We start from the raw sequence: 25,545 nt of genomic DNA, 5'->3' as shown, positions 1-25,545 counted from the left end.
TTTTTAGAATTTATAGCGTAGTGTAGAGCCAAAATTGGCAGGCTCAACTCTATTAATATAGCTTGTACGATAAGCGTTGTAGCCTATTTCGCCAAAGATATTATTTCCAAATACATCTATACTTAATTTTTCATTGAATTTGTAAGAGGCTTGTACATTAACTGTAGTATATGCTTTTAGGTCGAAAGGTTTCACCCCAGGAACTACACCTGTATGTGTGTAGTTTCTAGACCATACATTATGAGGTCGTTCTCCTAAATAATAAGCTCCTGCGCCAATTGATAAACCATCTAATGATTTTTGAAAAGCATAACGTGCCCACAAGTTAGCTGTATGCTTTGGTGTGTTCATTGGGCGAGAGTTGTAATAATAAGATACATGATCTTTGTATTTAGCATTTAAATATGAATATCCACCAATGATTTCTAAATTAGGAAGGATACGACCAACTAATTCAATTTCTACACCATTTCTAACATCGTCACCCCCTTGAGTATAATAACCTAAGTTGTTACCCGCGTTATCATATACTGGTAGGTTTAAGTTTTTACTTGAAGTAAAAAATGTAGTAATATTAAAGCGTAAAGCGTTGTTTAACCAGGTAGATTTGATACCTGTTTCAATTTGATCCCAACGCTCTGTACCTAACTCGTTACCGTCAACATCCATATAAAAAGAAGTTCTAGGGTCTGAGCTACTAGCGTATGAACCAAAAACAATGATATTTTCATTTGGTTTCAGATTAAAACCTACAAGAGGGTTAAAGGCGTCATCACTTTTAGATGTTCCTAATGGACTTCCTATAAAATTACCTTTGGTTCTCTTCATAGAGGTGTAGCGTAATCCTAAGAAAACATCTGCCCAATTGGTTAAGCTAATTTTATCTTGAACGGTAATTCCGTAAGCTTCTGTTCTCGATCCTGTATCTGCACTTGCGTTTCTGCTAACACTAATTCCGTTAGGAAGAGTATTATTTATAGGTTGTAAAACATCTATTATATCTACATAATTGTTCCCAGAATTATAGTTTGTTATGTATCTTAAATTATCAAATTCTGAAGTTCGAAAATCAGCTCCAATTTGGAAAGTATGTTTTAAAAATCCTGTTTTCACATCTTTACCTACCAAATCTAATTGTAATACACTGTTGTTATCTTTTCTACCTGAGGCACTATATTCTCTGTAACGTTGAGAGTCGGGTAGAACACTCAATCCGTTTCTTGAGCTCCCTTGAAAAGCGTATGAGGTTTCAGTATCAATATCTAAATCAGAAACAAAATACCCTGCTTTTATACTTAACTTATCGGTTAACTCTCTGTCAACTCTAATAGCATAGGTTAGGTTTTTTGTAGTAACATTGTCTGAGTCAAATCCCATAAAATTGTTGTTAGGAAGCTTGTAAATGTTATTTACATCGTAGGTGCCTAAATTAAGAGTTCCTTGATCTGGAGTTCTACTGTCATGCATATAATCCATTTCCAAAGTAATAGTTGTTTTGTCATTAGGTCTCCAAGCATAAGAAGGGTTTACATAAAAACGTTCAGAACCTACATGGTCTCTATAACTGTCGGCTTTATCATAAGAACCAGCTATTCTAAAAGCATGTTTTTTATCCGTGTCAATTGGTCCGTAAACATCAAAAGTAGGACGTAATTTACCAAAGCTTCCTGCTCGAAAGCTTACTTCACCCCCCGTATAAAATTTAGGAGTTTTAGTAACAACGTTGATAACTCCTCCCGCAGAACCTAAATCACCACCTAAACCTTGGCTAATAGCTGAAATTCCCTTTAGTACTTGAATGTTATCAACACCAGCCATGTCGGTAATCATTCCCGTTCCTCTAAAATCTGAGTTAATACGAACCCCATTTTTTAATAGTGGAATACCCCTAAAGCCTCTTAAGGACATACTTTCTTTAGTGTTTCCGTAAGTAGCAAACGTATAAACTCCAGCTACGTTTTTAGTAACATCACTAAGAGTTAAAGCATTTTGCTGATCGATTAGTTTGTGTGATAATACCGATATACTTTGTAATTGTTCGTTAGGAGCTAAAGGTAATCTGGTAAGTGTTTCTAGTTTTTCAGCTCTTTTATCTCTTGCACCAAAAAGTTCAATTTCATCTAATTGAGTGTCTGATTTTAAGATAATAATTAAGTTGTTTACATCTCCTGTAATCGCAATTTTTTGTGATGATTGAATAAAACCTACAGCACTAACCACAAGTTTATAGTTTGAAAGGGGTACTTCTTTAAGTATAAAGCGACCATTTTCAGTAGTTTCAGTACCTATTTTACTTCCTTTGATAAAAACATTTGCAAAAGGGATGGCTTCATTACTTTCTGATTTTACAACACCCTGTATAGTTGCTTGACTGTATATTGTTTGGATACAACTACATATTAGTAGTAGAGATACTATAATTCTCATTTCTTTTTTATTTGAGAGGTTTAATTTTTTAGTTTACTTTTTTTACAAAAGATTCTATTGCGTTATCAATTTGTTCTTCATTCGAAGTTTTTTCAGAAAACAAATGCTTGTATAAAGGTTTGTTATCTACTTTTTGCTCTAACGATAGGTGTGCATTTCTACCATAAACTTCTGCCCATTTATTTCTTACTAATAGCCACTTGTTTGTGTGAGTTTTCCACCAATCTTGTGCAGCTTTACATTTGCTATCAGCTACTTTTACGTAAGTGTTATAGCCCTTTTCGTGTGCAACAATAACATCTTCTTTACCTGATTTTCTTATAATTTTTCTGTTATCTTGATCGTGTAACCAACCGTAGTTTGTAATTTCATGACGATTACCTCTTTCAGTTACATTATAATCGCTTCTTTTTGTGTACTCTCTTCTTGGTAATGGAGCATCTGTAGTGTTTTCCCAATAGCTTTTACCATCTACATGAACCCAAGTAGCAGTACCTTCATATCGTGGACTATCATCTACTTGGTATACCTTTTGAGTCCATTGTTTTTTAACTTCTGATTTTGGTTTGGTTTGGAATAACCAATTGTTATCACCATTATACATATAAAAATCAGTGTTTTCATACAACCAATCTTGTCTCCAATGCTTCACAATATGTGGGTTAGATGGATTTCCTACTTGTAATAAATGTTGAATTGAAATTTGGTTGTTTTCGTCAGTAATTAATTCAGCCCATTCTAAAGCTTTGTCGGTTTTTGTTTTTGAAGGCTTGTAAAGAGAGTCTTTACTGTTGTTAAAAGTTTCAGCAAAGTTGAAGGTGACTTCATAGCAGCCACACATTTTTTTTATTGCTTCTCTGTCCTTTTTCTTTTTGTTTTGGGCATTGACTGTAAGTGCAGATAGTATTAATAAACTACCTAATAATATTTTTTTCATCGTGAGTTTTGTTTGATTTTATTTTTCTACAAAAATATAAATTTTATTTAGATTGATTAAAAATAAAGAATATATTTGCAGAAAAATTATTAAGAATGTTTCTAAATAAAAGCATGTTGCTAAGTTTTATATTGTTAAATTTCGTGGGGTATTCTCAAGAAAAATCTCATAGTGAGAAAAAAACAACGGCTAGCTATGATTTAAATGAGGTAATTGTAACCGCTACTAGAACATCGCGTCAATTGTCGTCGATTCCAATGCCAGTTATCTTAATCACGAAGGAACAAATACAAAAATCAGGGTCGGTTAGGCTGAGAGACATTTTATTAGAACAAACTGGAATCACCATAGTAACAGACTTTGGAAATTCTGAAGGAGTACAGTTGCAAGGAGTTGCAGCCGATTATACGTTAATCTTATTAGATGGAGTACCAATTGTTGGAAGAACTTCAGGAAATATAGACTTAAACAGGTTAACAGTAAACAATATAAAACAAATAGAAATTGTAAAAGGACCTTCTTCTTCGTTATATGGTTCTGAAGCAATTGGGGGTGTTATTAATATAATTACAGAGAAACCAAAGCGCGAGCAGTTAAAAGGTTCGGTGAGTTATTTTGCAAGAGGAGGAGCAAAAAATGAACTGGATATAAACACAAACGTTGTTTGGAAAAAGAGAAAATTAGGGATTGTAGCTGGAGGCAATTTGAATTCTAGTGAAGGGTTTGACTTATCGCCAGAAACGGCTTCAAAAACAACAGCACCGCATCAAAGTTTTACAGGAAATTTAAAAGTCATGTATGATTTTTCTGATAAGCTACGGGGAACAATTTCTCAACGATACTTTTCTCAAATACAAGGAGATAATTCTGAAGAAAACAAACAAAAAGACTGGAATGCTACAGTAAAACTGTCTCACGACCTAACCAATAAATGGAATGTAGATTATACTTTTTACGTCACTAAGTACAACGCAGAAAGTATTTTTAATGAGGAACGAACAAATTACGACCAAACACTTTTAAGACCTGAAATTAAATCCAAAAACACCTTCAGTATTGGGACTTTAATTTTGGGGACTGGAGCCAACTTAGAAAGTTTAGAAAGAACGGAGTTTAATGGGGTGAAAAAGTTCAATACTCCTTATGTTTTTGGTCAGTTTGATTTCAATCCGGTTAACAATTTAAATGTAGTTGTAGGAGCGAGGTTTGAAGATAGTAATCGGTACAAATCAGCATTTACTCCTAAAGTATCTTCTAGCTATAAAATAACTAATTGGTTAATGGCTAAGGGCTCTGTAGGTTATGGATTTAAGGCACCTGATTTTCGCCAATTATATTTCAATTTTAAGAATACAGCAAGTGGATATATTGTATTGGGTACACAAACTTTACACGACTTGTATGGAAATTTGTCGGAGGTACAAATGATAGAAAAAGAATTAAAGGCAGAAAGTTCTATTGGATATAACTTCGGGTTTCAAGTACAGCCGATATCAAATTTGAAACTAAATATCAATTTGTTTAGAAATGATATCAAAGATTTGATAGATACTTTTGACACACAATTAGATGCTTCTAAATTAAACTTACCGCTAGGAACAAGAACGTTTTCATACCGAAATATTGATGAAGTATATACGCAAGGTGTTGAAGTAGATATGCGGTATAAAGTAAATAACAATTTTAGGGTTTTAGGAGGCTATCAGCTTTTAGATACTGGAGATAAAGGTCAAGAAAAAAAAGTGAAATCTGGGACTGTTTTCTTTAGGAAAACCCCCACTTCATCTGCCCAAAGAATGACATTGTCTAACTACTATGGATTACCCAATAGGTCAAGGCATATGGGAAATCTAAAGGTATTCTACGAGAATTATCAATATGATTTTTCGGCAAATATTCGGGCGGTGTATCGAAGCAAGTATGCTTTGTTTGATACCAATGATAGTCAGGGGATTATAGACGAATTTGATGATTTTGTTTCTGCCAATACTCAAGTAAGTATAGCGGTAGATAAAACGTTTTTCAAGTTAATGAATGTTCAAGTTGGTGTAGACAATCTTTTTAATGAAAGAGGACTAGAAAATAAACAAAGTTTTACAAATAACGATAGTGTGTTGCGTTTGGGTAGCACTTATTACGGAAGAATTCAATTTAATTTTTAATATAAAATCAATACAAAATGAGAGTTTTAAAATCAATTTTAGCAATAACTATGTTAGCTTTTGTAGCTGTTTCATGTAGTGATAATGACGATGTTGTTTTAGAGGATGTGGTAGTAAAAAAAGTAGAAAATTTACATGCTAAAGAAACTAGCGATTATTCGGTAAGTCCACCTTTAGTATCAGGAGAGTTTGTAAAGTTTAGTTTTAAAACAGGAGAGGTAGTAACTGGGAATAATTGGGATATTGCCTTTAGAGGGACTACTATTCTTGTAAATGGAGGTGAGAAAACTGGAATTTCAGGCGAGCCAGATAGAACAGGTAATGCAGCGTTAGTGGTTGTAGATGGAGTTTTCTCTGAAATAACTTCTGTTACTAACGATTTTAATTTTGTGCAAGATAAAGAAGGTAGTTTGGCATTGCCAAAGGGAACTTGGTATACATATTCTGGACCACCACAACATAAAATTAGTCCAGTAGCAGGAAAAATTATTGTGGTAAAAACTACAGACGGAACTTATGCTAAGATAGAGATTTTAAGTTATTATAAGGATATGGATAGCAGTAATTCTTCTAATCCAGCTAATTCAGGAGCACAGTATTATACCTTTAATTACGTATACAATCCAAATATTGGAGACACGAAATTTTAGTAATCTTTAGTTATTAAATTTTGTTAATTTTTGTTGTGAAAGGCTGTCCGACCGAGAGGTTGGGTGGCTTTTCTCTTAAAAATGTAATTTTTCTTTTAAGTACTTCGATGTATATGATTTTTTGTCTTTAGCTAATTCCTCAGGGGTACCTGCAAAGATTAAGTTTCCGCCTTTTTTTCCACCTTCCAAACCAAGATCAATAATATAATCAGCGCATTTAATCAATTCAATATTGTGTTCAATGACAATAATTGAGTGTCCTCGCTCAATTAGCGCATTAAAAGAAGCTAATAATTTTTTAATATCATGAAAATGCAATCCAGTAGTTGGTTCATCAAAAATAAACAAAGCTTTGTCTTTGGTATTTCCTTTTACTAAAAACGAAGCTAGTTTTATACGCTGTGCTTCACCTCCAGAAAGGGTAGAAGATGACTGGCCTAATTGTACATAACCTAGTCCAACATCATGTAAAGGCTTTAATTTTCGGGCTATTTTGGTTTGTTTGTGTTCTGTAAAAAAAGCAACGGCATCATCAATTGTCATATTCAAAATATCATCAATCGATTTTCCCTCAAAAGTTACTTCCAGTACTTCTTTTTTAAAGCGTTTACCACCACAGGTTTCACACTCTAAATGTACATCGGCCATAAACTGCATTTCAATAGTAACTTCTCCTTCACCTTTACAAACTTCACAACGGCCACCGTCTACATTAAAAGAAAAATGCTTGGGTTGGTAGTTTCTTATTTTAGATAGTTTTTGAGATGAAAGTAACTTACGAATATCATCATACGCTTTTATATAGGTTACAGGGTTAGAACGAGAAGAACGACCAATTGGATTTTGATCGATAAATTCTACGTGCTTTAGTGAATCAAAACTCCCAGTAACATCCGTGTGTTGCCCTAGTTTTTCACCATATCCGACTAGTTTCTTTTGCATGGCAGGATACAGTATTTTCTTAACCAAGGTACTTTTACCACTACCAGAAACTCCTGTAATGACGGTTAAGTTGTTAAGCGGAAAAGAAACATCAATGTTTTTTAAGTTATTTTCACGAGCCCCAATAATGTCTATAGAATTTTTTGATGTTCTTCTATTAGTAGGGATTTCAATTTTTAATTCTTCGGAAAGATATTTGGCGGTTAGTGACTCAGATTGTAAAATATCTTTAAAAGTTCCTTCGGCAACCACATTTCCACCATAAGTTCCTGCTTCTGGACCAATATCAATAATATAATCAGCCTCTTTCATAATGTCTTCATCATGCTCAACTACAATTACGGTATTGCCTAAATCACGTAGATTTTTTAATACACCAATGAGTCTTTCTGTATCTTTTGGGTGTAAACCAATACTAGGCTCATCTAAAATATACATAGAACCTACTAACGAACTTCCTAGTGAAGTAGCTAAATTGATTCGTTGACTTTCTCCACCAGATAGTGTGTTAGATGTTCTGTTTAACGTTAGATAGTTTAAACCAACATTTGTTAAAAATTGTAAGCGATTATTAATTTCGGTAAGCAAGCGTTTACCAATTTTTTCTTCGTATTTGTTTAATTCAATATTATTGAAAAACATCGCTAATTCATCTAAAGGTAAGGTTACTAATTTATCAATAGTTTTACCATAAACTTGAACGTAGTTGGCCTCTTTACGCAAACGTTTTCCATTACATTCAGTACATTTTGTTTTTCCGCGGTAACGAGAAAGCATTACACGGTTTTGAATTTTGTAACTTTTCTCTTCTAGTTTTTTGAATAGATGATTAATTCCTTTGAATTTTTTAGTTCCATTCCAAACCAAGTTTGTTTGTTCATCTGTAAGTTCGAACCATGGCTTGTGAATAGAAATTCCGAATTCTTCAGCATTTAGAATTAAATCGTTCTTATATTTCTTGTAACTATCTGTTTTAAAAGGGAAAATAGCATTTTCGTAGATAGAAAGTCCAGTATTTGGAATTACTAAATCTTCATCAATACCAATCACATTTCCGTAACCTTCACAAGTAGGGCAAGCTCCGTAAGGATTGTTAAAACTAAATAAATGCGTGTTTGGTTCCAGAAACGAAATTCCGTCTAATTCAAAATTATTACTAAATTCGGTAGTGCTATTATCAGATAAGTTTTCAATAAGACAAATTCCTTTTCCTTCAAAAAAAGCTGTTTGAATGGCATCTCCTAAACGGTTGTAAAAATCTTCTTCGTGTTTTACAACAATTCTATCAACAACTAATTGTAATTCATTCCCTTTAAAATCTTTTATAGGAAATTCATCAATCCTATATACGGTATCTTGATATTTTAAACGAGCATATCCTTGCTGTGTTAGTACTTGTAAAACAGTTTTTATATCTCTGTCTTTATTTATGTGTATAGGAGCAAGTAATAATAACTTCGTGCGTTCCTCAAAAGTTTTTACATGATTGATAACATCAGAAACCGTGTGTTTTTTTACTTCATTCCCAGAAATAGGAGAGAAGGTTTTACCAATACGTGCAAATAATAATTTAATATAATCGTATATCTCTGTTGAGGTACCAACGGTAGAACGTGGATTAGTAGCGTTAACCTTTTGCTCAATAGCAATAGCAGGAGCAATTCCTTTGATATAGTCTACTTTAGGTTTGTGTAACTTACCTAAAAACTGACGTGCATACGAACTTAAACTTTCTACATAACGGCGTTGTCCTTCAGCATACAAAGTATCAAAAGCCAAAGAAGACTTACCAGAACCAGAAAGTCCAGTAATAACTACTAATTTATTACGAGGAATAACGACATCAATGTTTTTTAAATTGTGCAGTTTAGCTCCTTTTATGATAATATTTTCTTTTGGATTCACAGTTGAAATATCAGTCTTCATATACTCGAAAAAATAAGCTATAAAAGTACGATTTTCTATTAACTCTACATTATAACCTTAATGTAAATATCAAGGACTTTTCTTTTTACAAAACTTAAATTAAATATAGAATGTTTAGAAAATAAGGGGTCTATTTGTTGTTTTTTCGAAAATAGTCAAAAAAAATCCCCTTCATTAAGAAGGGGGAGAAGTAGATTTATATTATTGTTTTTCTTGTTCTGAAATGATTATAAGGATCTTTCGAGTATTGTTTTTTAATCCTAATAAGTTTATTGTAGTTTTGGGCAAAATATGTTTTAGTAGGAATAGAACTATCCTTAAAGCTTATAAATGCGCCAGAGGTATTTGGGATATCAAAATCTCTACATACTTCAATCCAGTCCAGCGCTCTATTGGTGTAATCATATAAAGTATTGTCTTGGAAGTTTTTTATTTTTTCTTCAATATACTTTTTAATTGCTGGATCCATATTTGTATCTAAGGCCTCCCACCAGCATTGGTATTGTATGGTATATTGTTTGTCATTGTAGGGAAAAGCACTATTGGTCTCAGGATGTTTTTTGTAAAATTCACCTGTAATAGCTCCTAAGGTAATATAAGATGTAATAGTATTTTTTCTGTTATGCTCATTTAATAGAGGAGAACACAGGCTTTCAATTAGTTTTTGATGTCCCTCTTCTCCTAAACCTTTTTTATCAACAAGTCTTGAAGTTATTTTATGTGGTGCAGGTAGATCTAAATCTGGTTGTAACGGTGTGCCCATTAATAACTTAGGAGGGAGCATGGATAATTTAATTTCATTAAAAGACTCCCTATCCCATGAACTCATAAGGTGGTCACCATAGTTGCTTTTATGTTCAAAATCTGCACCTGTGGCAGGTTCAATAGTTAACATAGTATCTGTAACGGCAAGTACATCTTTAAAGGTATCTTTTATAAACTCTCTCAAGCTTATTTCATCTCCTTCCCAATACCCATTAAACTGACAATTAAGATAGATAGTTTTATAAGGAATAGGAGTGTTTTCATCCCACGACCTTGCACTCACTTTTAAGTTAGTTCCAATAAGTTGGGGTGAGTTGTTAGGTTGAATAATTTCCTCCCATTTTTGTAGTACTTCAAGAGCAGGAACATTTTCTTCAACTTTATCTGGATTTAAATCGGAATACGGGTTCCAAACGACGTTGAAGCGATGTAATATTTTAGGTAGCTCAAAAGTTTTAATTCTAAGCTCGGTTACAATTCCGTAACTCATACCACCACCACCTCTTAATGCCCAAAGTAAATCAGGAATCTTACCATTTTTTTCATTGAGCTCTGCAAATTCTCCATTTCCTAACAAAACGGTAGCGCCGACTAAACGTTCACAGCACATGCCATATTTACGAGTCCATGGTCCCCAGCCACCACCCATGGTGAAGCCAGCAATACCCACAGTAGCACAAGTACCATGAGGAATCATTACATCTTGGTCAGCGAGTTTTGAAGTTAGGTCTTTAAAACGAATACCTGGACGAATATGTGCAATTTTTTCTCCGTCAATTTTTTCAATATAAATTTTTTCATTATCGTGTTCGGGATAGTTCATTTTAGAAACATCGATTAACACAATATTAGTTCCAGTACATTCGCCTTCGTGATCATGACCTCCAGCTCTGACTTTGAAAGGGAGCTTGTTGTTCTTTGCAGCTTTGAATGTATTTTGTACATCTTCAGGGCTTTCGCAATAAACAATCACAAAGGGATTGAATTGCAGTCTTCTATTGAAAATATGGCTGTTTTTATAATGTTCGTAAACATTATCTAGATTTCCCCAGTTTGTAGATACTGTTACATTTGAAGGTAACGACTTTTGGATTTCTTTTAAAAAGTTGTCAATGTTTTCTCTAAGTAGCGTATTAATTTCTTCTTGAATATTAGTTTTCATAGATATGGTAGTTTAAGGATTAAAACTCAAAAATAATTAGCACCTATGTGTATTTAAAAAAGAGTTCTTTAAATGATTAAATAGTTGATTTAAGTAATTGAAAAAGGGTATAAGCGGAAAATGAGTTTGTTTAAATAAGGAAGAGCTTCTACCAAAAATAAATTCAATTAAGTGTTTTTACTGTTACAAAAACAGTTGTAAAAATTACAACTGTTTAATATAAAGTTTTAAAAGAGTTTATTTATCCACTAGTGCAGCTGTCATAGCAAATGGATCAACAGTTTTTGTGAAATTTTCGTTTTGACATCCGTATAGTTCATGGTTTATAAATTCATGTTTATCGTTTTCAGAAACCACAATAAGTTTAGAAACGGCACTAGGAAAATCATTCATTTTATTCAAATCCATATAAATTTCTCCCATGGTTCTTGCATTACAAAAATAGTAGGTAAGATCATTGTGAGAGGCAACACTTGTCCATAAAGTTTGGGCTATATTAGGAAATTGAAGATTGTCAGATTTGAAGTTAACAGGCACAGATGCATTCATAACAACTGATTTAGATTGAGTTAAAGAATCATAATTACTAGTAGAGTTGTATAAATGATTTAAATAATACGAAGCTCTGGCAAACCTATCAGAAGGAAAAGGACCACCAGGAAGTGTATTACTAGGAAAGTTATTTTTATCATTCCATTGCCAACGCCAAAATTGATTTAGTTCAATTTGTTTGGCATAAGAAGGTTCGTTAGTCATTACTCTAAATTCAGGATTTTCGTAAATGATGTAATTTCCATGATGAACTTCAATAATGGCAGACTTACCATGAAGGTCAGAAACAGCAAGATGCAAAGAAGCTTTTTTATTAGAACCAGGAACTTCTCCTCCAATTAACTGAATTTGAGTTTCAGCTTCTTTGTTAAACTTAGCAATTACTTCAGAAACTGAACAACAGGTATCCAGTACAAATTGAACCCATCTTAAAACATCTAAATTTTTACAAGAGCTTCCATCTTCTCTGCAATAAGAAGCACCACTATCGTATAATAAATTGGCTACAAGCCCTTGAGAGTTGATACCGTCAGATGCGCCAAAAGGAGCTTCGGTACCCACCATTGTTACGATGCTACTGTATTGCGCTTCCCATAATAGTGAATGTTCATCTTGTATTGCAGTTCCGCACTTAATCATTTCCTCGTCTGGAGTTACTCTAAAAGCAAATATGGTCGTTGGCATTTGCTCTGCCCAATCCATATTTCTAGCAGTAGTTAAGAAGTTATTATCTTTATTGAAATTGTTAAATATTCTGGTACACATGGTTGTCGTTTTTTTAGGTTAGAAATAATTGTAGAACACCACTAGAAGTATATTTAGTGGTGTTACTACGTAGGGTCTATCCAATATTGTTTATGATGAAAAACTGTCTTGCTGAACATGCTCCAAGTAGATTTCCACAGAAATAACCGATAGCGTATTGATCTCCCTCTACTAAGCTATCAGTAGTGATAATAGTGGTAGCTAAACTAGAAGAGTCTATTACTCTTGTTCCTTTAATTTGCTCATCAACAGGATTGTTCTTAAATAAAAATATACTATCCCTGTTATTTTGAGGGTTTACTCCGGGCAATGCGTTAGATTGTACTTCAATTTCAAACCCTTGATTCGTTGCGTTAATGCTCAATACTTGTAAAGACTCGTAAAAAGTAGCTCCTTGTTTTCCTGAGATCAGTTTACTAAAACTACATAATGTTTTTTTAGTGTTTGCAGGTGTACTTACAGAAAGCCCAATAATAAATTGACCCGACATGAAGTTAAATTTATTACTAGTAATTTTAACGTTACCATTGCTTAAAGATGATGGTTCTATCTTAAAAGTTTCCTCAGGGGTTTTGTTTACAGGAGAGTCTAAGCCAGTATAAATAGCAATAGTATATGAAAAAGCTTTTCTAGTATTTAAAGTACATGTAATAGCTGTGTTGTACTTAATGTTTAAAGATCTTGGGTTTTCTGGATCTGTTTGTATCGTGATAATTTTAGAAAATTGGTCGTCAGTTACATTAAATAATACTTCGGAAGAAGAACTCAATTTTAAAGTTTCATTTTGATTGGTTAATAAAGTTTCCATTTTAATTTGGTTTAATAGAATGCCTACTCATATGGCTTTTCGGGGTGACGCCTCGTTTTTATAGTAGTCTCTGAACTCTACTTGAGTATTGTAGAAAACATCTGATAGCGCTATTTTTTGTTTTCTGATATAAAACTACTTGTTAAAAGGCTTGTAAATAAGGTAAATGTTGTGGGAGAGTAATTTTATGTAGTGAATAGAGAATAGATAGGTATAGAAAGATGTAGAAAAGGGTATCTTCACAAGCTTTAAAACTACGTAAAAGCCACCATTTTTATATCAAAAATGGTGGCTTTTCAAAACTACTCGAAAACTTTTTTGTTTATTATGAGTAGTATTGATGCAAAACTATTCTAAGCATCAAATCATTACTTGCTACATCTACCTTTCATTTACAAAATAACTAACTGTATGTTTTATATAGAACAAGGTCTGTCCATTCTGCTATTCCAACTAAGCTAACAGGTTTATTTTTGGGTTTTCTATATAAAAGAATAGTCTGAGAAAATACCCAAGGAACAAATGTACGATCATCATCGGCAGCACCAATGTGTATGGTTTGGGTCCTTTGTTCTATTCGAGATGTTGACTTTTCAAATACATCTCGTTGAGAAAATTGACTTTCGAGCTGGTTTTTAATTTCCATTCCAACTTTTTTATTGGCATAACTACCCGTCAGAGTTTCTTTGATACTTTGATTTTTTTCAAGGGTATACTTTATTGAACATCCCACTTCAATGGAGCTGACTTTTGTGACGTCTACTCCCTTAGGGATTGATTGATATTCGCGAGCATTTGAATTAATTGAGTATGCTGCTACTGCAAAATATTCCTCGATTAATTCGTTTTGTGAATAATGAGAATGATAAATTGGGTCACTAATACCACTCCATTCAGTTTTAGGGATATTCATGGTCTCGCTTCGTGCAACAAAACGTTGTTTAGGAGGGTATTCTACCGTCTTAGGGATGTACTGATTTGGGTCAAAAGGCTCTTGTACTGAGAGTTTTTGCAATACATCCCAATTATTCATCAAATCATTATTATTGATTTCTTGCATCAGACAATTTTCATATTCTTCATCTCTAATTTCGACAAAGTTGTTTTGATCACTTGCAACGATTTTATCACCAATCATTGATATTGTAATTGATCGAGAAAATGAATGTCCTTTTTTAGGTATTTTTTCCCATCCTTCTTGATCTAACAATGCACTTACTGTGAGCTCTGACTCATTGTTCGACGAGTAAGGAACATTAACTCGTAAATGTATAGTTCCATAAGATTTCTCACCACTTGGAGCCTCATCTATCCATGTACACTCTGCTTCATAACCTGTCCATGTACCATCTGATGCACGAACACCGAAAACTTGAATATTTTGACCAGCAGGAATCGTAACAGGTTTTTTGTTGTCTTTTCCATCTGTATACCAACGACCAACGAATAATTCTTTCTGCTTAACTTTAAAATCTCGATCTGTTGTATTGTTAATGAATAAACTAAACACCCATGAGTGTCCGTTTGCTACGTTTTTATTTACCTCTGATTCTAAATTTTCAGATATTAAAGTAGACATAATTTTATATTTTTAATTTCCTTACTCATAAGGCTTTTCGGGGTGACGCCTCGTTTTTATAGTAGTCTCTGAACTCTACTTGAGTATTGTAGAAAACATTTGATAGCGCTATTTTTTGTTATCTGATATAAAACTACTTGTTAAAAGGCTTGTAAGTAAGGTAAATGTTATGGTAGAGTAATTTTATGTAGTGAATAGAGAATAAAAAGGGATAGAAAGAAGTAGAAAAGAGTATTATGTTTTTTAGAAACAGTAAGAATGGTGGTTATTTTAAAATGGAAAAATTATTGATAAGGTCTTTGTATTTATCACTGTAATATACAAGATGTTGGTTTTTTAGAAGTAAAGAGTTTTTTGAGGTAGTTATTTCTTCAATAGCCTCTGTGTTTACAATGTATTTTCGATGAACTTGTTTAAAAAGTTTATCATCAAGGTAGTGGTTAATCTTATTCAAAGATATTTGAATTACAAACTTTTCTTGTTCAGTAACAATGTTACAATACCTGTTTTCTACTTCAATATAAATAATGGTAGCAATATCTACTTTTTTTAAAACACCTCTTTTTTTAATGAATAAATACTGATTACTTATTACTGTATCTTGATCATTACTAGCGTAAACATTAGACTGATTGTAAAATTTTTCGATAGCCATTTCAATGCTGTAAAGTAGTTCTAATTCATTAAAAGGTTTTAGTAAAAAGCGAAAAGGCTTGGTGAGTTTGGCACGTTCAAAAATTTGTCGATCTTTAGAAGAGGTTAAAAATACAAAAGGCTTCAAAGAATTGGGGACTGTAGATATGGTTTCAGCAAAAGTAATTCCTTCAGGGTTTTCTCCTAAAAAAATATCAATAATTACTAAATCTACCGCTAATTTGTAAAATAGAGAAATAGCGTCTCTGTATGTATTAGCAACTCCTACTACATTAAATTCTTTTAGGGTTAACATAGTGTTTAATTCAGAAGCAATTTCTTGATCGTCTTCAATAATTAAAATGTTTATTTTCTCCATTTATTATGGTTTTTTAAAACGTAACAATACTTGAGTTCCTTTACCTTCAGTACTTTTAATAGTGAATGTAGCGTTATTTTTTTGAGCTAACGTTTTGCATAATTGTATGCCTAACCCAGTGCCAATTTCTTGTTGATTCCTTTTTTTGTTTAGTAAAGAAGTTTCTTTGAGGAGGTTATTTACTATTGTTTTATTCATTCCAATACCATTATCTTTAAGAGTAAATTGAATAAGATCATCCACGTCTTTTGAATGTACTGATATTATTCCGTTATTATGAGAAAATTTAACAGCATTGTCTAATAAATTTCTAATGATTATTTTTAGAGAATCAATGTCAGCAAAAATAAAAGTAGCTGTAGGAATTTGATTTTGAAATGAGATATTTTTACTTTTAAAAAGAGGAATGAAATTATATTCTACTTGTTTTATAATAGAATGTAAGTCGACAGATTCTTGATGAAAATACAATTGCTTTGTTTGTAATGTAGCCCAGTTTAGCAAGTTTTCAAGAAGGTTGTAAGTAGTATTAGCGGTAGTGATATTAGAAAGAACAATATTACTTAAAAGAGAATCTTTTAAAGAATCGATTTTTTTTAAAAGATTGATATTGGTTCTTTTTATTAAATCTACAGAAGAGCGTAAGTCATGACTCACAATAGAAAACAATTTGTCTTTTGTCTTATTTAAAAGATTTAATTCTTCTTTTTGACGTGTAATTATTTGATGGTTTTTGTTTTTTTGGATATAAAAGTAAACGCTGATAATTAGTAGAAAAAGTAGAAGAAAAGATGAAATTAATAAGTTGTTTCTCTGACTCTCTTTTAATTTATTTTGAGAAGCCAATAAGTCAATTTCTTTTTGCTTTTGACTAATAGCTAGCTTTTTTTCAAATTGAGCAACCGACCATATTTTTTGTTGATTGGTAAGTGAATCTTTCCACTTTTCGAATTCTTTTCTGTATGCTAAAGACTTGGCAAAGTTCTTTCGGTTTTCTTCAACTACAGACATATTTAAAGCAGCTTTCCTTTTTATCTCAAAATCAGAAACTTTATTTGATAATTCATAAGCTTTTTCAAAATATGGTATGGCTATATTGTCTTTGTATTGTGCGTAGTATACATTGGCAATATCCATATATGAACCTATTAGTAGAAGTGTATCTTGTTTCTTTTCTTGAAGTTGAATTGCTTTTAATAAATTAGTTGTTGCTTTTTTATAATCTTCAAGGTGAAAGTAAGCTATGCCAGTATCATGAATAACAGAACTTTTTTCATACGCACTAACAGCATCAGTAATATTATTTAATTGCTCAAAATATAGGATAGCTTTTTTATAATTACGTTGTTCTAAGGAAATACCACCTAAGTTCCGTATTATTTTATGGTAAAAAGGGAAGTTAGTGTTTACTTTTTCATATTCTTTTAAACTTTCTGTATACAATTTTTTCTTCATAAAACTATATCCACGCATATAATGGATATAGTTATTGATATTTTGTTGTTTGTTAAATAATAAAGCTTTAGAAGAAAAAACAAGAACAGAATCCCATTCTTTTTTTAAAAAGAAATGAGAGGTTTTAGTAAAGTTGACTTCTTTTAATTTTAGTTTATTAATTTCTTTAAAAAAGAGAGAAAAAGGAACTTTGTTATTTTCTTGAGAAAATAGAGTACATAAAAAGAGCAACACAGTAAAGGTTAGAGCTTTACGATATTTCATTTATAAAATTTTTATAAGCGACGTTAATCAGTTGTTTGGACAGTAGTTTCTGTTCCTCTTGAAGTTTTTGGATCTATATTCCAAATAAAGGTTTGAATAATTTTAATATCACTTAAACTAATGCGCTCAGGAAAATTTTCAGTGTTGTTTGTAGAAAACTCTACTGTGTAAGCTTTGTATTTATTTGGAGTAGCTTTGTCACTTAAAATTCTAGCTTGTTCTTCATTGCAAGATAAAAATAGTTGTAGTTTGGGATGTCCAAAATTGCTTATAGAAAAAAGTTGATTAACATTTATACAGGTCAATTTTGCTTTTGAGTCAATAAAGAACAAAACTTTAATAGAAATACTTGTTTTTGTAGCATTAAACGTGGCCTCAACTACAGATGGTAAAGGTTGATTAAAATTATTTTCAAAAATAATGTTACCAGCTGGAACTATATTTTCTTCTTTTATTTCCAAAATTACTTCTCCTGGAGGATAAATAATTAATTCAGGTGAGTTTAAATTATGGTTCATAGTTTCGGGGGTGAAAAAAATTAAACTTTAATAAAGTGTCAAAAAATATAAATATAAATAAAGTTTAAACAATTTGTAGGTTAAAATAGTAGAAATCTTGTTGAATTTTTTTTATACTATTGAAGTGTAATTTGTGAGTAATGATAAATTTTTAATTAAAATTTTAAGATAATATTTGTATTTGTGTTTAAAAAATTTAATATTTGTAACTCATTATTAATCAGTAAATAATAGCCTATAGCAAGATAATTACTTTTATAACTTAATATCCCCTAACCAAAAGAGAACTAATAAGTTGCTCTTTTAAAAAAGTAATTATTATGCAAAACATAGTAGATGACAGTGTTTTAGTAAAAAACTACATTAATGGTAACGAGTACGCCATAGAATTATTGATTAAACGCCACCAGCAAAGACTTTATAGCTTTATTTATAGTAAAGTACAAAATAGAGATACCACAGAAGATATTTTTCAAGACACCTTTATAAAGGTTATACGAACGCTGAAAAAAGGAAATTATAATGAAGAAGGTAAATTTTTACCATGGGTTATGCGTATTGCTCATAATTTAATTATTGACTTTTTTAGAAAGAACAATCGTATGCCTACATTTAATAATACAGATGAGTTTGATATTTTCTCTGTGTTAAGTGATGGAACCTTGAATGCAGAAGGAAAAATAATAAAAGAACAAATTTTAAACGATGTTAAAGAGTTAGTTGAAGAATTACCTGAAGAACAAAAAGAAGTTTTAAAAATGCGTATTTATAATGATATGAGTTTTAATGAAATATCTGAAAATACAGGCGTTAGTATAAATACAGCTTTAGGTAGAATGCGTTATGCTTTAATTAATTTGAGAAAAATAATTGAAAAAAATAAAATTATTTTGGTCAGTTAAACAATATTTGAAAAAATGCATCGTTAAATCATTGATTATAAGTAATAATAAGGGATTATATATGATGCAAATTTACTCTAAGAAGTCTCCTGACTTTAAAATGCAACCTAAACAAGAAACAATTCAATATTTGATTAATTTTTCTAAATCGCTAACAGTAGTTAAAACAAAATCAAACTATCTCATTGAATTGAATTTGAATTAAGAGTGGAAAAAGCTTCAACAAGGTTGGGGCTTTTTTTATGCTTTCTTTTTATTATAATCGTCTATTACCGATTTTCTTCCAACAGTTTTAGTAATAATATCATTTTCTAACTTCCAACCTCGAGCAGGAGAGTACTCACGTCCGTAATAAATAATCTGTAAGTGCAGTTTGTTCCATAATTCTTTAGGAAATAAACGTTTTGCATCTTTTTCAGTTTGAGCCACATTTTTTCCGTTAGATAAATTCCAACGATATAGCAATCTATGAATATGGGTGTCTACTGGAAATGCAGGGATATTAAAAGCTTGAGACATCACCACACTAGCTGTTTTATGTCCAACAGCAGGAAGCTCTTCTAAGGCGTCCATATCAACAGGAACTTCACCATTGTGTTTTTCAATTAAGATTTTTGATAAACCATAAATTCCTTTCGATTTCATAGGAGACAAGCCTACGGGTTTGATAATTTCTCTTATTTCCTCTACGGTAAGTTTTACCATATCGTACGGATTGTCAGCTTTTTCAAATAATAAAGGTGTAATGGTATTTACTCGGGCATCAGTGCTTTGTGCAGACATCAATACAGCAATCAACAAAGTATAAGGATCTTTGTGGTCTAAAGGGATGGGAGTTTCAGGATACAATTCTTCTAAAGTATCTATAACAAACTGAACTTTTTCTGCTTTCGTCATTGCTTTATAAAATTTGAAAAAATCAAAGGTACAAAGAAGCTTTGTATGTTTTATGGATAATCAAAATCAACTTTGTAACTTTGACCTAATAACTTATGAAACATAATAATATGACAACACTAACAATAGGAGATAAGGCACCAAGTTTTGAATCAGTAGACGAAAAAGGAAATGTAGTAAAGCTTTCTGATTATGCAGGAAAAAAACTAGTATTGTTCTTTTACCCAAAAGCTAGCACACCTGGTTGTACAGCTGAAGCTTGTGATTTACGTGATAATTACAAAACATTTTTAGCAAAAGGCTACGACGTTTTAGGGGTGAGTGCCGATTCTGCAAAACGCCAGCAAAACTTTATTAATAAAAATGAATTACCTTTTCCTTTATTAGCAGATGAAAGTAAAGATGTAATCAATGCTTTTGGTGTTTGGGGACCTAAAAAGTTTATGGGTAGAGAGTATGACGGAATTCACCGTACTACTTTTGTAATTGATGAGAATGGAGTGATAGAAGATGTAATTACGAAAGTAAAAACCAAAGAACACGCAAATCAGATATTAAAGTAATAGTATTAGAATAGCTAATAAAAGAAAAAAGTCGAGTGTTTACTCGACTTTTATTTTTTGTAATTTCAGCTCTTTTAAAGAGGCTGTTTTAAGTTCTTCCTGTAATTCCTTACTCGTTTTAGAGCTACCATCATGACTCCATCCCGGGGGCATAAACACATATTTTAATCGTGTTGTTAATGGCAAATTCTTTTTTCGTGTAAAAAAGTCTTTAAAAATTTCTTTCCACTCATGGAAAATAATATTAATAGGACCTTTGTCTTCTAAAGGTTTGGTTAAACCATAACGTAACTTTTCATATTGCATTTCATCTTCTTCAGCTTGAAAAGTTCCAAAAATACGATCCCAAATAATCAACACCATTCCCATATTTTTATCTAAATATTTAGTATTCGAAGCATGGTGAACTCTATGGTGTGAAGGAGTAACAAAAATATATCCCCACCATCCTAATTTACTTTTAATAAAATTGGTATGGCATAAGGTTCCGTAGTTCTGGTTCATGGCGTATGCAAACATAATATGCAACGGCATAACACCTAGAAAAGCTAAGGGTAAAAAGAACATATACCTAAATAAAGGTTGTAAAACTGGAGATCTAAAACCAGTAGAAATATTATAAAATTCAGAGTTGTGATGTGTTACGTGTACAGCCCAGAAAAATCTTGAATGATGATCTACATAATGGTGAATATAATACAAAAAATCTTGACCAATAAAGGCTAATAACCAATACGCCCACGACATATTACCTTCCCAATCAATAATTCTGTATTGATAACAAAAGCCCATAATAGCAAATGAAGTAACCTTCATTAGTAAATCTAAGCCAAAGTTAATTAAGGCAAAGTATACGTTAGTGGCAGTATCTTTAAACTCATAGTTTTTAGCTTTAGCTCGATAGCTAAAGAACATTTCGAGTAAAATTACTGAAATGAAAAAAGGAGCACTCCAGTAGTAAAGTATGTCTTGATTAAATATGTTGCTCATGCTATTTTTTTAGTTGCAAAAATATTTAATTTTACTCTAATTTAATTGTTAAAGTTTAGAGTCTTTCCTCTATCCAGCTTTTAAAACTATAAAAGTTTTGAGGAGCAACACCGTGTCCAACAGGATATTCAGAATAATCATAATTCAACTCAAAGCCCTTCAATAAAATAGGGGCTTTACGTGCCCAATCTATAGGAAGAACTTGATCTACGGTTCCGTGAGAGATATAATAATCTGTTGTAATAGAGTTGTCTATTTCAGCAGGCAATAATTCTTCGTTAATATAACCACTTAAGGCTACTACGTGTTTTGCCTTGTTCGGGTATTTAAAACTTAACGCATAACTTAAAATAGCTCCTTGACTAAATCCTAATAAAAATGTTTTATCAGGATTGGTATTGTACTTTTCTTTGATTTCATCTATAAAAGAAGCAATTTTATCAACCGATTCTGCTGCTTGTGTTAAATCAGAAAACTTACCGTTAACTGAGTCAAAATTTATAGCATACCAAGCATAACCACCATACCCCATATCATGAGGAGCTCTAGCACTTACAATTAATAAATCGTCTGGTAATTCTTCAGCAAATGAAAATAAATCTTGTTCGTTGCTACCATATCCGTGTAATAAAATTAATAATGGAGGGTTAGCATTCGAGGTTTTAGGTTCTCTTACAATATATTGTAAACTCATGTGTTAAATTCCTTTAAATAGGTTTTGAAATTGCTCACCAACAACTGGTACAAGCTTCTTTTCTCCCTTTAAAACAGCTAAAAGGCTAATTAACCAAAGCACAAATAGTAGTACTCCAACAATCCAACCAGCATTACTACCTAAATATCTATAAACAACCCATCCGTTTAAAAGTTGAAGAACATTTAAACCAAGCATTTGTCTAATGTAAAAACTAGCAAAATCGTTTCTTTTGTTCATGTTTAGAATAAAACCGATAATAAGACCTATAACTGTAAAATGACTAATGATTGCTTCGGTTTTTCCTTCGTTTACTGTTAAGTTTTCCATGATTCTATGAGTTTAAAATTAGTTGACTATTATTGTAAATACCATAAACTTTTCCTTCTAGATTTTTCCCTAGAAAGATACTGTTTTTTGAGGTAGAAACAATGTTTTGCTCTGAGAAAGTATATGCTCCATCAGGGTTAAAAATAGACAAACTAGCTTTTTCATCTTCTTTTATGGAGGTCGATTCGATATTAAAACGTTTTCTAGGATTGTTAGATAAACAGTTAGTAATAGTTTCTAAATCTAATACAGTATTCAAGGCTCCAAAAGCACTTTCTAAACCAATAGTTCCGTCTTTTGCAGTAGAAAACTCTACTTTTTTATGTTCAATGTCAATCGGATTATGATCTGAAGTAATCATGTCTATAACTCCTTCTTTTACACCTTGTATTAAGGCTTTTTTATCTTCTTCCGTACGTAAGGGAGGATTTACCTTTTTATTAGCTTCAAAGCCGTGTAATTCATCATCTGTCAGCACTAAATTATGTACTGCAACACTACAGGTTACATCTAAGCCTTTTTCTTTTGCTTCTTTAATAAGTTGAACAGACTTTGCCGTTGAGATAGTAGGAATGTGTAATTTCCCTCCTGTATATTCTAGCAGAAATAAATCGCGAGAAATTTGAATTTCTTCTGCAAGCGCAGGAATTCCTTTTAAGCCTAAAAGCGTACTGTTTTTTCCTTCGTTAGCAACACCTTCACCTGCAATTAAATTGTTTTTAGGAAAGCTTAGTACCAATCCGTCAAAATTTTGAGCATACAACAAAGCTATCTTTAACAAATTATCATTGCTAACAGGGTTGTTATAATCGCCAAAAGCAATAGCACCCGATTGTTGCATGTCGTACATTTCAGACATTTCAATCCCCTTACTTTGCTGTGTTAAAGCTCCAATAGGATGAATGCTAGTTGCCGCTCCCTTTACTTTATTAATTAAAAACTCAATAGCCGATTTATTATCAACTATAGGGTGTGTGTTTGGATTGATAGCTACATGTGTAAATCCACTTTTAGCCGCTACTTGTACACCATGTTGCAAGGTTTCTCGCTCTTCATAACCAGGTTCTCCAAAAGAAACACTCGTATCAAACCAACCCGGAGATACATGAAGATTCTCAAGCGCTACAACAGTATAGTTTTCTTCACTAGCAATGTTGTTGTCAATTTTGGTAATAATACCGTCGGTAATTAAAATATCTTTAGTTTGTTGGTGGTAAGGACTAGAAGCATCTATTATTGTTGCCGATTTAAGCAGCGTTGTCATGGTTTAAAGAATTTTAAAATCAAAATTTCTAAAAGCAAAGATACAATAGCTAAGCCCAAAAACCATTTCCAAAGCCATCGAATTTTGTTTTCATTATTAATATTTTCTAAGGTGTTTTTAACTGAAGTAGATATGGTCATATCATTAGCTTCAGAAAATGTTAAAAAATCTAAGGTACTTTCATCTTTATTGTAATTGAAAGCAATATTTCTAAGCACATTATTTTGTTGTTGTATTTGATAAAAACCAGCAACCAAAGGTTGATCTTTAGTGGTAATACGTGTTTTGTTTTGAAAAGTTTGTTGCAAAGGAATAAAAGAACTTTTGCTACTAACAATACTTAAAACTTCATCTTTACCTAGTTGGGTATCAATATCAATAGTATTTTGTTTGTCTATGGTATAATACAATTCAGAAAGTTGTAAGCTCTGTTTTCCGATGTTATAAAAAACAGGTACAATTAAAGGTGAGTTCGTAAAATTACTATTGTCTTTTAGTAGAGGAGCCGCTACCCAATACATGGAAGCATTTGGTAGATTAATCTGTTTGATAAACCCTTGTTTGTTTTCAAAAGAAACGATGTTACTAGCATTTTTAAATTCAGAATTAAAAGAAGTTTTTACAAACGGATATTGAAAGTTAGCAACTTTCTTTTCGAAAACATTTTTTAAAAGATGATGATTATAATTAATTGAAGTAACCTTTAAGCTATCATTTTTTTTAGAAAGTAACTTTCCTGTATTTAGCTTCCTGAAAAAGTTGTTATAAGAAGAAAGTACTGATTCTTTATTTGGAATTATAACAAGATTTCCACCTTTTTTAGTGTAGCTTTCTAAACTATTCAAAAGGGTTGCTGGAATACTTTCCAACTCATTTAATACAATAAGATGTTGCTTGTCTATCAAATTATAGTTGGCATTTTGCAGCGTAGAAGAAGTAAAGTTAAACTCATCTTTGGTATAAATTCGTTGTAAGAAGTCATTCGATTTTCCAATAGCTAATACATTAATTTTTTCGTTAGCATTAATGGTAAAATAAAACGAATTATCAAACCCGTAGGTGTCGTTAAAATTCATAGCTACTTTACCTAAAAACACAGGTGCTTTTACAACAGAAAAAGTAACCTCCGTAGTCTTGTTTTCCTCAATACTAAAGGTTTGTTTATTCAACAATTTGTCATTATTGTATATAGCAATAGGAATATCATTTTTAGCATTTCCTTGATTTTTAACAACAATATGTACGTTGAAATTAGAGCCACCATTGTCATCTACAAAAACACTATCAATAGAAATGTTGTTTTTTTGTTCAGGAACCAATTTTACAAAAGAAGTATTTTTAGGAGCGTTGTCAATTTCCTCTTTTTTTATGTTTTGAAAATCAGAAATTACAATGTTTTTGGTAGGAGAAGTAACAGACTTATGCTCACTAGTCATTTTTAGAAAAACATCAGCAAGGTTTCTGTTTTTTGCCGTATTGGTTGTTTTTAACAACTCTTCTTTTAGTTCAGAAGCTGTTTTATTTGTGTAAAAATGATCGTTTGTAAGTAAAGAATACTTAGTGTTTTCTGTTGTGTTTTCAATAATTTCTTGGGTAGCAATTTGCAGTAAATTACCTTTTTCTCCAATAGCGTTAGTACTTAAAGAGTTATCAAGATACATAAAGAAATGTTGCTCTTCATTTGCTTTGTGGTTGCTAAAATATGGTTGAGCAAATGCAAAAATAAGAGCAGCGAGCAGCAGTAAACGAGTGGCTAAAATCAGCCATTTTTTTATACGAGAACTTTTACGTGTTTGCAATACCAACTTTTGTAAAAAAGCTACATTGGTAAACGGAACTTTTACAAATCGCTGTAGTTGGAACAGGTGTACCAAAATAGGAATGAGTAAAAAAGCTAAGAAATATAAAATCTCAGGATGTTTAAACTGCATAATTGTAATTTACTAACTGTAAAAATACCTAAATAGATGGTTTAAAAAAG

Annotated in this window: 20 protein-coding genes; 4 read left to right on the top strand and 16 right to left on the bottom strand. The window is 31.8% G+C overall.

Annotated features, from left to right (window positions below; translation table 11 throughout):
- Positions 1–3: 3 nt before the first annotated feature.
- Both V1T75_RS09380 and V1T75_RS09375 read right to left on the bottom strand, forming a co-directional pair.
- The gene (locus tag V1T75_RS09380; protein ID WP_330488291.1) at positions 4–2,427 is read right to left on the bottom strand and encodes a TonB-dependent receptor; all 2,424 of its coding nucleotides are present in this window, start codon (positions 2,425–2,427) and stop codon (positions 4–6) included.
- 28 nt (positions 2,428–2,455) lie between these two features.
- Positions 2,456–3,364, bottom strand: a complete 909-nt coding sequence (locus V1T75_RS09375) for a DUF6607 family protein (RefSeq protein ID WP_330488290.1) — start codon at positions 3,362–3,364, stop codon at positions 2,456–2,458.
- Between the two features lie 95 nt (positions 3,365–3,459).
- Between V1T75_RS09375 and V1T75_RS09370 the strand changes: the two genes are divergently transcribed.
- Both V1T75_RS09370 and V1T75_RS09365 read left to right on the top strand, forming a co-directional pair.
- Positions 3,460–5,526 (top strand): TonB-dependent receptor plug domain-containing protein, encoded by a 2,067-nt coding sequence (locus V1T75_RS09370; protein WP_330488289.1) that lies wholly within the window; start codon positions 3,460–3,462, stop codon positions 5,524–5,526.
- A 17-nt stretch (positions 5,527–5,543) separates the two neighbouring features.
- A complete protein-coding gene (locus V1T75_RS09365) occupies positions 5,544–6,176 on the top strand; it encodes an HmuY family protein (protein ID WP_330488288.1) in 633 nt (210 codons plus the stop codon).
- 75 nt (positions 6,177–6,251) lie between these two features.
- On the opposite strand, the gene uvrA is transcribed toward V1T75_RS09365, so the two are convergent.
- From uvrA to V1T75_RS09325, 8 genes are all read right to left on the bottom strand, one after another.
- Entirely contained in the window at positions 6,252–9,044 is a 2,793-nt protein-coding gene (gene uvrA, locus V1T75_RS09360) for an excinuclease ABC subunit UvrA (RefSeq protein ID WP_330488287.1), read from the bottom strand.
- 196 nt (positions 9,045–9,240) lie between these two features.
- A complete protein-coding gene (locus V1T75_RS09355; RefSeq protein WP_330488286.1) occupies positions 9,241–10,971 on the bottom strand; it encodes an FAD-dependent oxidoreductase in 1,731 nt (576 codons plus the stop codon).
- Between the two features lie 237 nt (positions 10,972–11,208).
- Positions 11,209–12,288, bottom strand: coding sequence for a linear amide C-N hydrolase (locus V1T75_RS09350; protein WP_330488285.1), 1,080 nt, complete (start codon positions 12,286–12,288; stop codon positions 11,209–11,211).
- Between the two features lie 76 nt (positions 12,289–12,364).
- Complete coding sequence (locus V1T75_RS09345) at positions 12,365–13,096, bottom strand: hypothetical protein (RefSeq protein ID WP_330488284.1); 732 nt, start codon at positions 13,094–13,096, stop codon at positions 12,365–12,367.
- A 403-nt stretch (positions 13,097–13,499) separates the two neighbouring features.
- The gene (locus tag V1T75_RS09340; protein WP_330488283.1) at positions 13,500–14,675 is read right to left on the bottom strand and encodes a hypothetical protein; all 1,176 of its coding nucleotides are present in this window, start codon (positions 14,673–14,675) and stop codon (positions 13,500–13,502) included.
- A 265-nt stretch (positions 14,676–14,940) separates the two neighbouring features.
- On the bottom strand, positions 14,941–15,687 hold the full coding sequence (locus V1T75_RS09335; RefSeq protein WP_330488282.1) for a LytR/AlgR family response regulator transcription factor: 747 nt from the start codon (positions 15,685–15,687) through the stop codon (positions 14,941–14,943).
- 3 nt (positions 15,688–15,690) lie between these two features.
- Entirely contained in the window at positions 15,691–17,406 is a 1,716-nt protein-coding gene (locus V1T75_RS09330; RefSeq protein WP_330488281.1) for a tetratricopeptide repeat-containing sensor histidine kinase, read from the bottom strand.
- A 23-nt stretch (positions 17,407–17,429) separates the two neighbouring features.
- Positions 17,430–17,924, bottom strand: coding sequence for a hypothetical protein (locus V1T75_RS09325; RefSeq protein WP_330488280.1), 495 nt, complete (start codon positions 17,922–17,924; stop codon positions 17,430–17,432).
- Positions 17,925–18,244: 320 nt separating this feature from the next.
- Here V1T75_RS09325 and V1T75_RS09320 point away from each other — a divergent pair, with 320 nt between their 5' ends.
- Positions 18,245–18,826, top strand: coding sequence for an RNA polymerase sigma factor (locus V1T75_RS09320; RefSeq protein WP_330488279.1), 582 nt, complete (start codon positions 18,245–18,247; stop codon positions 18,824–18,826).
- Positions 18,827–19,066: 240 nt separating this feature from the next.
- On the opposite strand, the gene V1T75_RS09315 is transcribed toward V1T75_RS09320, so the two are convergent.
- The gene (locus V1T75_RS09315; RefSeq protein WP_330488278.1) at positions 19,067–19,723 is read right to left on the bottom strand and encodes an endonuclease III domain-containing protein; all 657 of its coding nucleotides are present in this window, start codon (positions 19,721–19,723) and stop codon (positions 19,067–19,069) included.
- Between the two features lie 110 nt (positions 19,724–19,833).
- Between V1T75_RS09315 and bcp the strand changes: the two genes are divergently transcribed.
- Positions 19,834–20,286: a thioredoxin-dependent thiol peroxidase gene (gene bcp, locus V1T75_RS09310; protein ID WP_330488277.1), complete on the top strand. Its 453-nt coding sequence runs from the start codon at positions 19,834–19,836 to the stop codon at positions 20,284–20,286.
- Between the two features lie 39 nt (positions 20,287–20,325).
- Here the strand turns inward: bcp and V1T75_RS09305 are convergent, their stop codons facing one another.
- The 5 genes from V1T75_RS09305 to V1T75_RS09285 are packed head-to-tail and all read right to left on the bottom strand — an operon-like array spanning position 20,326 to position 25,495.
- Positions 20,326–21,276, bottom strand: coding sequence for a sterol desaturase family protein (locus V1T75_RS09305; protein WP_330488276.1), 951 nt, complete (start codon positions 21,274–21,276; stop codon positions 20,326–20,328).
- A gap of 55 nt (positions 21,277–21,331) precedes the next feature.
- Positions 21,332–21,970 carry an alpha/beta hydrolase gene (locus tag V1T75_RS09300; RefSeq protein WP_330488275.1) on the bottom strand — a complete coding sequence of 213 codons (639 nt, stop codon included), beginning with the start codon at positions 21,968–21,970 and terminating at the stop codon, positions 21,332–21,334.
- Between the two features lie 3 nt (positions 21,971–21,973).
- Entirely contained in the window at positions 21,974–22,300 is a 327-nt protein-coding gene (locus V1T75_RS09295; protein ID WP_330488274.1) for a hypothetical protein, read from the bottom strand.
- 4 nt (positions 22,301–22,304) lie between these two features.
- A complete protein-coding gene (locus tag V1T75_RS09290) occupies positions 22,305–23,564 on the bottom strand; it encodes a dihydroorotase (RefSeq protein ID WP_330488273.1) in 1,260 nt (419 codons plus the stop codon).
- On the bottom strand, positions 23,561–25,495 hold the full coding sequence (locus V1T75_RS09285) for a BatA domain-containing protein (RefSeq protein WP_330488272.1): 1,935 nt from the start codon (positions 25,493–25,495) through the stop codon (positions 23,561–23,563). Before V1T75_RS09285 ends, V1T75_RS09290 begins: the two co-directional genes overlap by 4 nt.
- Positions 25,496–25,545 lie beyond the last annotated feature (50 nt).

Source organism: Tenacibaculum sp. FZY0031 (genome assembly GCF_036350695.1).
GTDB lineage: Bacteria > Bacteroidota > Bacteroidia > Flavobacteriales > Flavobacteriaceae > Polaribacter.
This window is presented reverse-complemented; position numbering and strand designations above follow the sequence as displayed.